9 protein-coding genes are annotated in these 14,946 nt (G+C 51.8%); 6 read left to right on the top strand and 3 right to left on the bottom strand.

The window, feature by feature from the left end:
* Positions 1 to 15: 15 nt before the first annotated feature.
* Complete coding sequence (locus tag ACAW87_RS06200; protein ID WP_370722290.1) at positions 16 to 933, top strand: histone deacetylase family protein; 918 nt, start codon at positions 16 to 18, stop codon at positions 931 to 933.
* Between the two features lie 91 nt (positions 934 to 1,024).
* Here ACAW87_RS06200 and ACAW87_RS06195 read toward each other — a convergent pair whose 3' ends face one another.
* Complete coding sequence (locus ACAW87_RS06195; protein WP_370722289.1) at positions 1,025 to 3,991, bottom strand: PD-(D/E)XK nuclease family protein; 2,967 nt, start codon at positions 3,989 to 3,991, stop codon at positions 1,025 to 1,027.
* Between the two features lie 374 nt (positions 3,992 to 4,365).
* Between ACAW87_RS06195 and ACAW87_RS06190 the strand changes: the two genes are divergently transcribed.
* Genes ACAW87_RS06190 through ACAW87_RS06180 form a run of 3 tightly spaced genes read left to right on the top strand, consistent with a single transcriptional unit; the run spans position 4,366 to position 6,493 of the window.
* Positions 4,366 to 4,776 carry a sugar 3,4-ketoisomerase gene (locus ACAW87_RS06190; protein WP_370722288.1) on the top strand — a complete coding sequence of 137 codons (411 nt, stop codon included), beginning with the start codon at positions 4,366 to 4,368 and terminating at the stop codon, positions 4,774 to 4,776.
* Positions 4,777 to 4,779: 3 nt separating this feature from the next.
* Positions 4,780 to 5,718, top strand: coding sequence for a glycosyltransferase family 2 protein (locus tag ACAW87_RS06185; protein WP_370722287.1), 939 nt, complete (start codon positions 4,780 to 4,782; stop codon positions 5,716 to 5,718).
* On the top strand, positions 5,711 to 6,493 hold the full coding sequence (locus tag ACAW87_RS06180; protein WP_370722286.1) for a class I SAM-dependent DNA methyltransferase: 783 nt from the start codon (positions 5,711 to 5,713) through the stop codon (positions 6,491 to 6,493). The genes ACAW87_RS06185 and ACAW87_RS06180 overlap by 8 nt, the downstream gene beginning before the upstream one ends.
* Here the strand turns inward: ACAW87_RS06180 and ACAW87_RS06175 are convergent.
* Entirely contained in the window at positions 6,490 to 8,298 is a 1,809-nt protein-coding gene (locus tag ACAW87_RS06175; RefSeq protein WP_370722285.1) for a hypothetical protein, read from the bottom strand. The genes ACAW87_RS06180 and ACAW87_RS06175 overlap by 4 nt on opposite strands.
* A gap of 105 nt (positions 8,299 to 8,403) precedes the next feature.
* On the opposite strand from ACAW87_RS06175, the gene ACAW87_RS06170 reads away from it, so the two are divergent.
* Positions 8,404 to 11,349, top strand: a complete 2,946-nt coding sequence (locus ACAW87_RS06170) for a leucine--tRNA ligase (RefSeq protein ID WP_370722284.1) — start codon at positions 8,404 to 8,406, stop codon at positions 11,347 to 11,349.
* Positions 11,350 to 11,473: 124 nt separating this feature from the next.
* On the opposite strand, the gene ACAW87_RS06165 is transcribed toward ACAW87_RS06170, so the two are convergent.
* Positions 11,474 to 12,235, bottom strand: coding sequence for a 5'-methylthioadenosine/adenosylhomocysteine nucleosidase (locus ACAW87_RS06165; RefSeq protein WP_370722283.1), 762 nt, complete (start codon positions 12,233 to 12,235; stop codon positions 11,474 to 11,476).
* Between the two features lie 538 nt (positions 12,236 to 12,773).
* On the opposite strand from ACAW87_RS06165, the gene ACAW87_RS06160 reads away from it, so the two are divergent.
* Positions 12,774 to 14,828, top strand: coding sequence for a DEAD/DEAH box helicase (locus tag ACAW87_RS06160; RefSeq protein WP_370722282.1), 2,055 nt, complete (start codon positions 12,774 to 12,776; stop codon positions 14,826 to 14,828).
* Positions 14,829 to 14,946 lie beyond the last annotated feature (118 nt).

The following is a 14,946-nucleotide window of genomic DNA, read 5'->3' as shown; positions in this document are numbered from 1 at the left end:
GGTCTGCTTTCCTGTATGCTTCAAATTGCCTACGCTCCGCTGTATAAGCACGAACTGCCACTTAGTGCTACCGGAGAACCCCACCGGTTTCCGATGTTGAAATACGAACTTATACACGAGCAATTGCTCTATGAGGGTACTTGCTCGGATGATAATTTCTTTGCCCCGCTGCCCGTCGACGATCGGTGGGTGCTGGGTGTTCACTCGGCAGAATACGTTCAGGCCCTTAAAACCCAAACCGTGGATGCGCGTATGGTACGCCGGATTGGTTTCCCTATGTCGACCCGCCTCATCGAGCGCGAATGGGTCATTACGCAGGGAACGCTCGACTGTACGTACCTGGCCCGGCGCGATGGGGTAGCCATGAATGTAGCGGGCGGAACGCACCACGCCTACCCCGATCACGGTGAGGGGTTTTGTCTGCTCAATGATGTTGGGGTGGCGGCCCATTACCTGCTGGAAACCAAACAGGCCCGGAAGATCCTGGTGATCGACCTCGACGTACACCAGGGAAATGGTACGGCGGTAATGTTTCAGCACGACCCACGCGTGTTTACGTTCAGTATGCACGGTAAAGACAATTACCCGCTCAAAAAAGAACAGTCTGATCTGGACATTGCCCTGACCTCGGGCACAACCGACGAAACGTACCTGAATATGCTGTACGATACCCTGCCTAATCTGCTGGCCACCCAACAGCCCGATTTCCTGTTCTATGTGGCAGGTGTCGATATTCTGGAAACCGACCGATTGGGTAAACTAAAGGTGTCGATGACCGGCGTTCGGCAACGAGATCAGTTCGTCTTCGAGCAAGCCCGAAAACAGGGTCTACCCATCGTTGTCTCCATGGGAGGCGGGTACTCGCCCCGCGTGGCCGACATCGTAGAAGCCCACTGCAACACGTTCCGCGTGGCGGCGAATATGTATTTTTGAAGGGTTCAATGTTTAACGTTTACTGTCTAATGTTGCGCTGCTGATTATCCCTATGCAGCGCAACATTAGACAGTAAACGTTAAACTCAATTTCATCTCCCGCAAATCTTCGTGTAGTTGCAGTACTTGCAGGTGTCGATGTTGTCGGTCATGGTGAAGGGCGTGGTCGTGTCGAACATGCGCTGTACCATTTGGCTAATCAAGGTTTCGGTTTCCTTGATATAGGTATCTCGGTCGTTTTCTTCGGAAAAAGCAACGCGGTTCGTCAAAAATTGAGGCTCTTTCTGAAACGTACGGAGCGAATAAAAGCCCGCTTCAACCGGCGTGTTTGGATACAGATTCTCCTTCAAAATCAAGTATTTGTAAAGCCACAACTGCCTGATTTTCTCCCACTTATTGTCTTTATCGGCCAGCGTAGTCAGTGATTCGGCCAGGTTTTCGATTTTCGTGGGCAGCTTCACAACGCCCGATTTATAATCGACAATACGAACGGTTCCATCACTGAGCTGCTCAAGGCGGTCAATTTTTCCGCCGATTTTCACCTGCACAATTTCACCGCCAATATCAACCGGCAGGTACGTTAGCAGGGTGCGTTCGGTGGCCAGCACACGTATGCCTTTGCTGAGGGTTTCTTCGTTCTGGTACGTCTGAAAAGCCTGCATCAGTTCCTGGGCCAGTTGGTAAAAAAGCAGGTTATAGCCCGTGTCGGCTACGCGGCCACCCATCAGCTTTCGGTACTCTATTTCAAGTTGTAGCTGTACCACCTCGGGCGTAACGGGCAGGTTTTGCATCCGGTAGTTTTTATCGAGGTTCTCCATCGTATTGTGGAGCCAGGTGCCAAACTCTGCACTGTCGATCCGCTCGTCGACCTCTTCCTCCTCCCTGATTTTCACCACGCGTTCAAAGTAGAACCGCATGGAACAAGCTACAAAATGGTTGAGTGCTGTGGGGTACAGGCCTTTGTCGGTCAAGTAGTCTTTCAGCGCCTGGCGAATGGTGTCTGTTTTAGGCACTGATAACAGAACCGGCTCGGCCCTGCCGGCTCCGTCTATCACCTGAAGTAAAGGTTTACTAAACTGAATATTGCCTCTAGAAGCCTTCACCAGCTCGTGCTCGATCTGGCGCAGAAACCGGCTGGGTTCACCTTTGCCGTTTCCGTAGGCATCGGCCGTAGTGGTGTACAGAAACGTAACGTCTGAGGCGCGCTGCAATAAACGATAAAGGTGATAGGCGGTAACGGCTTCCTGTTCCCGATAGGTGGGTAAGCCCACTTCAATGGCAATATCAAACGGAATCAGCGAGTTCATTCGGCGCGACTGAGGCAAAACGCCTTCGTTGGTCGATAAGATGATAACCCGCTCGAAATCAAGCGTTCGTGTTTCCAGTAACCCCATTAACTGCACCCTGCTATCGCCTTCGCTGGTAAAGGGAATGGTAGTTTGACGAATCAGTTCGTACAAAAACTGCTGAAAACTACGAACTGTCACGGCCGGGGAGTTGGGCGTGGCAATCTGACGATTCAGCGTGGTTTCGAGCTGTTTCAGTAAGCTAAAGAAGAGGTAGAGGTACTCAATTTCAATCGTGTCCTGACTATCTCGGTAGACCTCTCGGAGTAAATCGATCAGCTTGAACATGGCCTCTATGGCATCCGATGGGTGGTTGGGTCGCCAGCGTTTAAACAGCACGCCGAAGAGAGCATCTCCCTGACCCAGTTCCAGCATGTCGCCTTCGCCCAGATATGCCCGTTTGCCCGTCACCACTTCGCTCAAAATCCAGTCGAGCAGGGGGCGGGGCAGTTCGTTTACCTGATCGGGAGCCATCAGCGCGTGCAGCTTTTCGTACTGCCGAACAAACGGATGATTCAACAGCTTGACCACCTGCCGGTGGTGAAATTTGGGAATGCTTGTTACTTTGCCATCCGAGGTCTTAAATTCCATTAGTGTCCGCTGCATCTCGAACATGGTGTCGATTAGCGTAAACAAGAGCGAACTGCGCAACGACAGACCCATCGTCACGTTCAGATCACTGACCGACTCGTTGAGCGAGTACAGCACCGGTACCAATAGCGATTCATCGGCCAGCACAATCACCGTCCGGCTGCTGTCTATCTCGCTTGTTTGGGTCTGGTCAACCAACTGCCCGGCCACTTTAGCCTGAAGTGAAGCGGTAGGTAGGCCGATCATACGCATCTGCTTCGGGGTAGTAGTCAGCCACTGACCGATGCCCACGGTTTCGGCTCCATCCTGCCCCACGAAGCCAGTTCGATTCTTGAAACCGGAAAATCCTTTCTGATTTTTATACTGCCGTAAAAAATAGCCCGCTTCCTGTTCCGGGTCATCGAGGTAATAGCTGTCTATGTCCCAGATTAATTCGGCCTTGGTGGTGTTGGTCAGTACCCGAATAATATGCTCTTCCGATGCTGTGAGCGCGTTAAAGCCCACGAAATAGATTTTCTCGTAAGCCGGATTGTCCAGCACACGGGTACGTACCTCATCGGCCAGCAAGCGATAGGCCATTCCGCGATAAGCGAGGCCGTTGGTCAATAGTCGTTTGCGGAGGGAATAATAAGCAGCTTTCAGATTGCTGAACAGCCCGAAATAGTTGGAAACGGCTGTTGTATTGGGTAAACTGGGCGAATGTTGGTGGTTCTCGGGAGTCCAGCGCTCCAGGGCTTTAGCCTCGGTCAGATACTCAAAAAGGTGGTTGGGATCAACACGGTACTGATCAATCCGGTCCAGATCATTCAGTAATACTGATGCCCAGCCCACAAACTGTTCGAACTCGATCTTTTTGTCTAATTCCCGGAAAACGTCGTAAAGTTCAAACAGCAAACTGACATTGTCGATCAATTGTACCCCGGCTGCTTCGGTGATAAAATCATCGACGGCCGTCATGTGTGGGGCTAGCATGGGGCGATCAACCAGGTTTGCCAGTTCTTGCTCAAAGACCGACACCGCGCGGCGTGTTGGCAGGATTACCCACACATGATCAAGCGGTTGCTGGGTCGTTTGGCCGTGTTTGGCGTAAATGTAGCGGGCAGTTTCTTGAAGGAAAGTCACGGTAAAAGCAGAACATTATCAGTAAAGATAGCGCTGTAGCTGCCCGAGTACCAGCAATTCCTTACGATTATGGCCGTGAAGCCGATCACCTTCAATGTGCCGGATAGTCGGAAAGCTGGTACCCGGAGGGAGGGGTGATAAGCTAAAAGTAAGTATAAATGGCTAGGCCGGGGAAAATGGTTATTGGGGTTTTTGGGGCTCTGTAGCCACTATAAATCTGGCAAATCATATGTATAAATTACTGGTTTTAAGCTGGGCATAGGTCTGCCGGGTTTAATCTGTTTTTAACGTCTGCACTATTTTTTTCTATAGATTAGTAGGGAACTCCGTATTTTTCCACCTGGAAACGATACGAAACCCATATCTAACGAGAAATGGCTAAACTTTTTACTCTAGATACATTTAGTTCTGAAGCCGGTAACTTAACAGTTTATAACAATACGTTGCCCAGTGATATCAGGCGTGTATTCTATATACATGGTGCAGGCAACGCAGAGCGGGGGGGACATCGTCATCATAAATCCTGGAACGCGTTGATTTGCCTGACCGGCCATTGTCACGTGTATGTACAGGATGGTCAGGTAGAGGAAGACTATACCTTAGCAAGTCCGGACGATTGTCTGGTTTTGGAGCCGAAAGACTGGCATGTTATGGATCGCTTTAGCGAAGACGCCATACTGCTCGTGCTCTCCAATGAACCCTACGATCGGGCCGACTATATCGACGAACCATACCCAAACTGTCGATATGCCCATGTGTACAACCCAATCATCGCTACCCGCTAATTTGTGGAACTAAGCATTGTTATTCCCGTATACAACAGCGAGCGAACGCTGACACCGCTGCTCGAACGGCTGGAAGAGTGCCTTATTGGCCGCGACTTTGAAGTCGTATTGGTCAATGATGGCAGTCGTGATCATTCTGAATGGGTGTGTTCTCGTTTGGCAGATCGTTACAGCAATGTTCGGGCCGTAAGTCTGCGACGCAATTTTGGCGAATTCAACGCGGTGCTGTGTGGTTTGAATTATGCGGTTGGCCAGTTTGTCGTGATCATTGATGATGATTTTCAGAATCCTCCCGAATCGATTCTGGCGCTTTTGGCAGAAGCTCAACGCCACGATTACGATGTTGTTTACAGTCAGTATGAAGAAAAACAACATCACTGGTTTAGGAATGCAGGTAGCCAGCTGACCAATTCCCTGGCAACATACCTGCTTCGTAAACCGCACAACCTCTATCTGTCCAGTTTTAAATTAATTCGGCGCGAGGTGGTTCAGGAAATCATTCGGTACACCGGGCCATACCCCTACATCGATGGCCTTATTTTTCGGGTGACCAATCACGTAGGGAGCGTGGTTGTGCCGCACCATTCCCGTCAGGAGGGACAGTCTAATTACACGGTTCGCAAACTGATTTCGTTGTTTTTAACCGTGCTGGTTGGTTATTCTGTACTCCCGTTACGGGTGCTGACCGGCATTGGTGCTTCCTTGTTGGGCTTTAGTATCTGGCTGGGAATCATACTGCTGGTGGGTAAAACACTGGGTTGGCTGGTTGTGAATGATTGGCAACTGGTTCTTTGGGCTGTATCGATGCTGGGTGGCCTGCAATTACTTTTTGTGGGTATCATTGGTGAGTATGTAGGCCGTCTGTCAATGACTCAAAGTGGTATGCCTCCTTACGTCGTGAAACGTACCTGGGGAGTTGTAGAGGTGAAAGCACATGATTGATAAACCAGACGAACAACGCCGCATGTTTGCTGTGGAAGAGCAGCTTTGGTGGTATCGTCATTTGCATAATCAGGTCATTGAGGCCATTCAGGGCCGGTTCGGGAACCGTAAAGACCTGGCGATCTTCGATGCGGGATGCGGCACCGGGGGCATGCTCTACCGGCTTCGTCAACAGGGGTACACCCATCTGCGGGGAGTCGACGGATCAATCGAGGGCGTTGCCTGCTGCCGTGAACGCGGCCTGCTGGTCGATCACCTTGATCTGAATAACCTGGCATCCTATATTCCGGAAGAGCCAACCGACCATCTATTCGATGTGGTGATCTGCAACGATGTCTTCTGCTATTTCCACGATCCTGCGTTGCGAATTCTCCTGAGCGAATTGCGCCGTCGATTAAAGCCGAACGGCATTCTGATTACCAACAACAATGCATTTTCGGTTTTCTGGGGGCAACACGATCTGGCAGTGGGTAGCCAACGCCGGTTTGTTCGGGCCGATTTCGACCGGCTGGCTCCCGAAGCAGGGCTACGCATTACCTACGCAACATATTGGAGTCTGGCACTCTCGCCACTGATTCTGGCAGTTCGGCAATGGCAGGCGCTTCAACTGCGGATGGGCTGGCGATCAGCGGATACGCCCGGGTCCGATGTGTATTTGCCTCATCCGTTCATCAACCGTGCCTTCTATGCGTTGGTTACCGCAGAGCGTAAACTGCTATCCTCTGCGCCCTTCGGCAGCTCACTCTTTATGACCTTCGACCGTTTACCCGACTAACGTACCCGACGGCGCAACGGCACGAACAACATCCTGCCCGCCATCCGATGGCGGGTTTCGGCAATGGCAGGACCGTATCGGGTCAGCACAGCCTGCGTTTGGGCGGGGGGGAGCAAATCCGGGTACAGGTTAATGCCCGCAAACTGATTCGCGCGCAGAAAACGATCGAGAAAGTCCCAATCTGCTTTGGTGAACTCGTGGTCAACCGCCAGAAGTTTTGGCCACCCGTCGCGTAAAAACGGCTTTACCAGGTCTGGATGCATGCGACCTACATACTGCCCAACCACGGCTTTATGGTGGAAGCGTCGGAGCGTATTAATGCTGTTTTGAGCCTCATAGAACGGACAAAGTCCATCACTGTTTACCATTCCGTCGGCCCCCTGAATACAGAATGGCCAGTCGAAAACGGCTCTGCCCGGCGTGTCGCGAACCGTTTTCAGGTACGTCGACAAAGAAGGCGATAGCACCTCCGCCGGGTATGTCGACCGGTAGTAGTAGCCATGATACCATTCGGCGAGCATCAGGCATAGCAGGGCTAAAAGCACGTATCGACCAGTCCGTTTTTTGGGCCATGGAAAAGGGATTGCCAGCATGATCAGTAGGGTAGGGTAAACCATACTGGCCCGGCCCCCGTGCCGGTTGAAAGCAAACCAGGGAAAGATTTTCAGGGTCGGTACTACTACAGGGTGGTACAACAAACAGAGGAGTAACATCAGGACAACCGGTCCCCAAAGCCCCCATTTTTTTCGTTGGTACCAAAACCCAATCGCGCCCAGAATGACCAGATAAAGCCCCGGACTAGTTTGGGCATAGCTCTCGAAAGAAGCGTCGCCCAGGAACCGTTCGTAATGAATCGCGAAGCTATCGACGCCCGGTAAACTGGGAATAAACAATCGGAGCGGATGCGACCAGGCCCGCATTTCGCTACTCTCGGGAAATGTGTAGCCAAGGGCATCCACGCTGATTTGCCAACAGAGGGGAACATAGGCCCAGGCGGTCAGAATCAACAAAAAAAGCAGGCTATTACTCCTAAATTTGCTTGATGTATAGTTGCTTGTAATCCAGTTGGTTAACAGTGTTAACCAACTGGATTTTTCCTGCTTTGAGTTTGTCAATAATTGATACCCGATAAACGGTGTTGTCAGGGTCGTAAACGTCAACGCAAAACCGGCTACGTAGCCTAGTTCAAGACCCAGAATGGCCAGGTGAAGCCAGGCCCAGAACAGCCAGAACGGGAGGCTCACCTTATATCCGTGGTACAGATCGTAAAGAATTCGAAAGGTGGCCAGCATACACAGAACCGTCCAGTGAACTACAGCCATGTTCAGGTGAGCCGGGTATTTGTAGAGGTTGTAAAACGTAAACACCGACACGATCAGTCCAGCAATAATGGCCCGTAGTTGCCCGAAGCGGACCTGCAGTAGCAGGAACGTACCCACCGAACCTACCAGCAGACTAAAGAGATAGTACAGTTGCAACAAGGGTTTGTACTCGGCATCGGGCCACCTATTAAGCAATGCATACAGGTAATCGCGTTCGAAACCCCAGGGTAAAAAAACGTGGTGTGTACCGTAGGGGTAAAGGGTCTGGTTATGGTACAGATCGAGCCGGGGAAGTGGCCATAGCGACAGGTTGTTGGCGAAGAAATAACTGGTATACGAATACTGATCGGCATCGCCCCCGTCGAGGAGGGGAGCGCTGACATCGTGGATGATGCCAATGCCCAGTGCCAGCACTGCCATACCCAGGAGTAAAGCCAGAAGAGCAGTTGATTGACGCTTGATGGTGAATGGTGTAGGAGTCATACCGCGTAAAAGTCCACACGAAGGGCTACTTTTGCAAGGCGCAAAGGCGCTGACACAATGTATAATGGATACTGACATTGTCGATCATACACTACTCATTCCCCAATGGCCGATTACAATCACCGCGAGACCGAACTGAAATGGCAGCGGTTCTGGGAGGAAAACCAGACCTATAAGACTGATTCAGAAACTGATAAGCCCAAATATTATGTGCTCGATATGTTTCCCTATCCCTCTGGGGCCGGGCTGCATGTGGGTCATCCGCTGGGCTATATTGCCTCCGATATCGTGGCGCGCTACAAACGGCTGAAAGGCTTCAATGTCCTGCATCCAATGGGCTTCGACTCTTTCGGGTTGCCGGCCGAACAGTACGCTATTCAGACCGGGCAGCATCCGGCACTGACCACCGAGCAAAATCTGGCGCGATATACCGAGCAGTTGAAAAACATCGGGTTTAGCTACGACTGGAGCCGCGAGGTACGTACGTCAGACCCCAATTATTATAAGTGGACGCAGTGGATTTTCATGGAATTGTTCCGGTCGTGGTACAACCGCGAAACCGACAAAGCCGAACCCATCGACACGCTGCTGGAGAAGTTTGTCCAAAGCGGAACAGCCGATGTGCAAGCGGTATGTGATGACACGGCCCTGTCGTTTACGGCCGAAGAGTGGCTGGCCAAATCGGACGAGGAGCAGTACGCGATTACCCTCAAGTATCGCCTAACGTACCTGGCCGACGCCATGGTAAACTGGTGCCCTGGTTTGGGAACAGTATTGGCCAACGACGAGGTAAAAGACGGCCCTAACGGTCGAGTCTCTGAGCGGGGTGGTTATCCGGTTGAGCAAAAGCTGATGCGCCAATGGATGATGCGCATCACCGCCTACGCCGACAGATTGCTGTACGGCCTCGATACCATCGACTGGTCAGAATCAATCAAGGAGCAACAGCGCAACTGGATTGGTCGAAGTGTAGGTGCCAGCGTGAAATTTTCGCTTGGGGTCGAAGGCTTCATCGAGGTTTTTACTACCCGCGTCGATACCATCTACGGGGTTACGTTCATGGTGCTTGCGCCCGAACACGAGCTCGTTGCCGATCTCACCACGCCCGAACAGCAGGACGCTGTAGACGCTTACATCGCTGCAGTAAAACTTCGTTCAGAGCGCGACCGGATGGTGGACGCCAAAACCGTTTCGGGCGTGTTTACCGGTAGCTATTGCGTCAACCCGATCAGCGGTGCGCAGGTACCCATCTGGCTGGCCGATTACGTGCTGGCGGGCTACGGAACCGGTGCGGTTATGGCTGTACCGTCCGGCGATCAGCGCGATTACCTGTTCGCGAAACAATACAATCTGCCCATCGTCCCGATTCTGGACGGACAAAAGGGCATGGACGAGCAAGCCGACAATACCAAAGAAGGTCGTTACATCAATTCCGATCTGGTAAACGGCTTAACGTACCCGGAAGCAACTGCCAAACTGATCGCTTTGCTTGAAGAAAGGGGAGCCGGTAAAGGCAAGGTAAACTACCGCATGCGCGACGCCGTATTCAGCCGTCAGCGGTATTGGGGTGAGCCTGTTCCCGTTTACTTCAAAGCGAATAGCAAAGGTGAACCCATTCCTTACCTGATCGACGAAGCCGATCTTCCCCTGGAATTACCCGCGATCGACAAATACCTGCCAACCGAAACCGGAGAGCCACCACTTGGCCGCGCCGAAGGCTGGAAGTATAACCCCACCCCTAGCCCCTCCCCGTTAGGGAGGGGAACATCCTCGGAATACGCTGAAGCGGTTCCCCTCCCTAACGGGGAGGGGCTAGGGGTGGGGTACGAGTACGAACTAAGCACCATGCCCGGTTGGGCAGGATCATCGTGGTACTGGTACCGCTATATGGACCCGCAGAACACGGGCGAGTTTGCCAGCCGGGAAGCCATCGATTACTGGCAGGACGTTGACCTCTACATGGGCGGCTCAGAACACGCCACCGGCCATCTGCTCTACAGTCGCTTCTGGAATAAATTCCTGAAAGACCGTGGGTACGTTCCGCAGGAAGAACCCTTCAAAAAGCTCATCAACCAGGGTATGATTCAGGGGCGATCAATGCTGGTGTATCGGCTTGAAGGGACCGGTCAGCAGGGGAAAGCACCGGTATTTGTGTCTCACGGGCTGAAAGATCAGTATGAGACTACCGAACTGCATGTCGATGTTAACATTGTCGAAAACGATGTACTTGATACAGAGGCTTTTCGAGCCTGGCTGCCTGATTACGCCAATGCCGAATTCATACTTGAAGATGGAAAGTATGTTTGTGGCAGTGTAGTCGAAAAAATGTCAAAGCGGTATTACAACGTCGTGAATCCCGACGATGTGGCTGGCCGGTATGGAGCAGATGTGCTTCGTCTCTACGAAATGTTCCTTGGCCCGCTCGAACAGGCAAAGCCCTGGAACACGAACGGCATTGACGGCACCTACCGCTTTATTCGTAAGTTTTGGCGGTTGTTCTACAAGGACGCAACTGAAAGGGGAACATCTGGCATCGAAACTACTGACGAATCGGCGCAGTGGATCGTGACCGACGAGGCACCTACGGCTGAGGAGTTGAAAGTGCTTCACAAGACCATCAAGAAGGCGCAGGAAGATATTGAGAACTTCTCGTTCAACACGTCGGTGTCTGCGTTTATGGTGTGTGTGAACGAATTATCGACGCTGAAATGCCATAAACGGGCCATTCTGCAGGATCTGGTGCTGCTCGTTTCGCCCTACGCGCCGCACATTGCGGAAGAACTATGGGCTGCGCTTGGCAACGAACCGGGTACTGTGTCAAAGGCTGCGTACCCCGTATTCAATCCGCAGTTCCTGGTCGAGAATACCTTCGAGTACCCGATCCAGATCAATGGTAAGGTACGTACTACGATCAACTTCGCCCTCGATCGTCCAGCCACCGAAATTGAGCAGGACGTGTTGGCGAACGAAGTCGTTCAAAAGTGGATGGAAGGCAAGCCCGCGAAGAAAATCGTGGTCGTGCCGAAGCGCATTGTGAATGTGGTGATGTAGATAAAAAAAAGCTATAACACGGAGTTGCACAGAGGTGCCACAGAGTTACACAGAGACTTATTTTTCTAAGTAAAAGAAAAACTCCGTGTAACTCTGTGCAACTCCGTGTTATAGCTTTTTTCTACTACAAAGCCCGAACAACGCTCGTTACAAGCTTAGCTGAATTCTTGGCAGCAGTGCTCAGGAAATCGAGCAGGTCGATAACCGCGTGGCTATCGGCGCGGTCGCTCAGGCTCCGTATCACAATACAGGGGATTTGTTGTTGGTAGCAGACCTGCGCAACAGCGGCCCCTTCCATTTCAATGGCATCGGCGCCGTATTCGGTTCTGAGTTCATTTGCTCGGGCTGCTGAATGAACAAACTCATCACCGGTCAGAATCCGGCCAACAATAACACCGGGCGCACGAGTACTGCCGTGAACCTGATCGAATTGGATGGTTTTGGCCGTCTCCTGAGCCAGAGCAAGCAACAGGGGGTCGGCAGGGAAGTAAAGAGGATTTAGCTCGTAGCTGACCGGGTGCATACTCTGGCGGGTTGGCTCCATTGTCAGCGTCACGGAATGAACATCGTGGAAGCCAACTTCGCTGCCAATCACCAGATCGCCGGGTTCCAGATCGGTGCGTACACCCCCGGCAATGCCCGTGAAAATGATACGCTGGGGCCGGAAATGGGCGATGACGAAAGCCGTTGTCATGGCTGCGTTTACTTTACCTATTCCGGTGAGTGTGACCACAACACGCTGTTGTCCCAACGTGCCTGTAACAAAACGATGCCCGTTTAGATCAACGATATCGGTATTCTGAAGTGACTCTTCAATCAGCTTCACTTCTTCGCCAAAAGCCCCCAGTAAGGCCGTGATTGTGCTGGAATTGGTGTTCGACTGCATGCCGCGAAGCTACAGAGCGCAACATTCTATATGAACTCAAAACGTTGTTTTCTCTGAAATTAGCCTATAGAATTTGGTGAGTAGCTGCTTTCACAATCCTATTTGCGTATCCAATGCTCCGATTGCCAATTTATTCGTGTTGTTAGAATAATACAACAATAATTAACGCTCACTTGCTTTTTTCGGTAATTAGTCTTACTTTTGCACCAGAATTTCAAGCGACATCCGTCGGCTTCTCTCTGTTCTAAGCGATCGTTTCAGGTCGCACTCGTTTGTAAGATGTGGTCTACAGAGCCGGCATGGATGTACAAAAAGACAGTACAGGCTGTGGGGCGGTGGCTTTAAGTTAACGAGGGTCAACTACGCTAGTCTAAGCGATTTCAAAATTCACCTGGGTTACTCGTTGGGGTAGGGGTTATTTCCACGTCGGTTACGACGAACATCCTGGGTTGGTGCTTAGTGGGTATCCTGCACACGTCACTGTCAGCTTGACGAACTTCCGCCGTATGCGGAACGAATTATTTCTTACCAATTTTCTATGAATCTGGACAACATCCAGCCCGAGACCGACGAGATCGTCGATCAAACTCCTGTGCAGGAAGAGGCCGCACAGACCAACAATCAACAAATCGACGCGAATGCCGCTTTTCAGGCTGCACTAGCCGACGAAGAGTTGCCAGCCGCCGAGGTTGAACAACCAATCATTAAAGAAACTATTACGGTACAACCCGTCGTAGCCAAAGGATTTACATTCGCCGACCTAAACGTGTCGCCCGATATTTTGGCTGCCGTAACGGAAATGGGTTTTACAACCCCGTCACCCATTCAGGCTGAGGCAATTCCGCCAATTATGGCCGGTCGTGATGTAATCGGACAGGCGCAAACCGGTACTGGTAAAACGGCCGCGTTTGGTATTCCAGCGCTTGAACTGATCGACCCAAGTGACCGGAGTGTGCAGGTGCTTATCCTGTGCCCAACCCGCGAACTGGCCGTTCAGGTAACAGAAGAACTACGTAAGCTCAGCAAATTCAAGCGGGGTATCTACATTGAAACGATCTACGGTGGCGACTCAATCGAGCGTCAGATCCGGTCGTTGAAAAAAGGAGTACATATCGTGGTGGGTACGCCCGGCCGTGTTATGGACCACATGCAGCGCAACACGCTGAAACTCGACGACGCCAAGATGATCATTCTTGACGAAGCCGACGAAATGCTGGACATGGGCTTCCGTGAAGACATCGAAAGCATTCTGGAAGACTTCCCCGAAGAGCGTCAGACCGTATTGTTCTCAGCCACGATGTCGAAGCCAATTTTGGCCATGACGCAGCGGTTCCAGCAGAACCCGGTGATGGTGAAGGTGGTCAAGAAAGAACTGACCAACGTAAACATCGAGCAGGTATTTTTCGAGGTGAAGCCTAAGGCTAAAACCGAAGTGATGTGCCGGTTGATCGACTTGTATGATCTGAAGCTGATGCTGGTGTTCTGTAACACGAAGCGTAAGGTTGAAGAAATCGTGGAAGACATGATGATCCGTGGCTACCAGGCTGAGGGGTTACATGGCGACCTGCGTCAGGCGCAGCGGAGCAACGTGATGAGCAAGTTCCGCGCTGGTGCAACAACGATCCTGGTCGCTACAGACGTAGCTGCCCGTGGTATCGACGTTGACAATGTGGATGCGGTTATCAATTACGATATCCCGCTCGACGAAGAATATTACGTACACCGTATTGGCCGTACAGGCCGCGCCGGTAAGTCAGGTCGGGCATTCTCGCTGGTTAGCCGTGACGAGAAATTCCGTTTCCGCGACATCCAGACGTATACCAAAGTTCGGGTTGACAAAGGCGTTATTCCTTCGTACGAAGATATCGTTGGCATCCGGAAGGCTCGTTTCATCGAGCAACTGGAAGTAGACATCAACGAGAGCAAAGACCTGCACTTGTACGATGACATGCTGGTTCAATTGCAGCACACGGGCTTCTCTACGGAGCAAATCGTGGCCGCGCTGATGAAGCGGAGCATGGGTATCGAGAAAAACGAATTCTCGGACAAAGACCTGAACGAAGAAGATCGCCGGAACAGTAAGTACGAAGATCGTGGTCCTCGTGAGGGTGGCCGTGGTCGTTTCGATGATCGCCGCAATGATTCTCGCGGCGGTGGACGTTTCGAAGATCGTCGTAGTGGCGGTGATCGGGGCGGTCGTTTCGAAAGCCGTGGCGCTGATTCGCGTGGTGGCGGTCGTTTCGAAGATCGTCGCGGTGGCGGTCGTTTTGAAGACCGTGGCCCTCGTCCTGAGCGTGAAGGTGGCAAAGAAGGGTATTTCGCCCGCAGCAACGAACGTCCTGTTCGTGAGCGTGAGCCAAACATGACCCGTCTGAGCGTAAGCATCGGCCGTCGTGATTATGTTCGTCCGGGTGATTTGGTTGGCGCTATTGCCGGCGAGTCGGGTATCCCAGGCAGCAGCATCGGCAGCATCGATATTTTCGACAAGCACACGTTCGTCGACGTACCTAATGATGTAGCCAGCCGCGTGGTGCAAGCCATGGATGGTAACAACATCAAAGGCCGTCAGGTAAACGTAGAGATCGCTAAGTAAGTTAGCGTATCAATAATTGAAAAGCCGCGTCAGATAATCTGGCGCGGCTTTTTTGTGTGTAGCGCCGAAGCTCCAGCTTCGGTAGTGTGTGTGTATTTTACTACCGAAGCTGGAGCTT

Source organism: Fibrella aquatica (assembly GCF_041321135.1).
GTDB classification, from domain to species: domain Bacteria; phylum Bacteroidota; class Bacteroidia; order Cytophagales; family Spirosomataceae; genus Fibrella; species Fibrella aquatica.
This window is presented reverse-complemented; position numbering and strand designations above follow the sequence as displayed.

Coding starts and splice junctions, on each gene's coding strand:
- ACAW87_RS06200 (WP_370722290.1), top strand. CDS start 16: ATGCTTCAAATTGCCTACGCTCCGCTGTATAAGCACGAACTGCCACTT.
- ACAW87_RS06190 (WP_370722288.1), top strand. CDS start 4,366: ATGGCTAAACTTTTTACTCTAGATACATTTAGTTCTGAAGCCGGTAAC.
- ACAW87_RS06180 (WP_370722286.1), top strand. CDS start 5,711: ATGATTGATAAACCAGACGAACAACGCCGCATGTTTGCTGTGGAAGAG.
- ACAW87_RS06175 (WP_370722285.1), bottom strand. CDS start 8,298: ATGACTCCTACACCATTCACCATCAAGCGTCAATCAACTGCTCTTCTG.
- ACAW87_RS06170 (WP_370722284.1), top strand. CDS start 8,404: ATGGCCGATTACAATCACCGCGAGACCGAACTGAAATGGCAGCGGTTC.
- ACAW87_RS06165 (WP_370722283.1), bottom strand. CDS start 12,235: ATGCAGTCGAACACCAATTCCAGCACAATCACGGCCTTACTGGGGGCT.
- ACAW87_RS06160 (WP_370722282.1), top strand. CDS start 12,774: ATGAATCTGGACAACATCCAGCCCGAGACCGACGAGATCGTCGATCAA.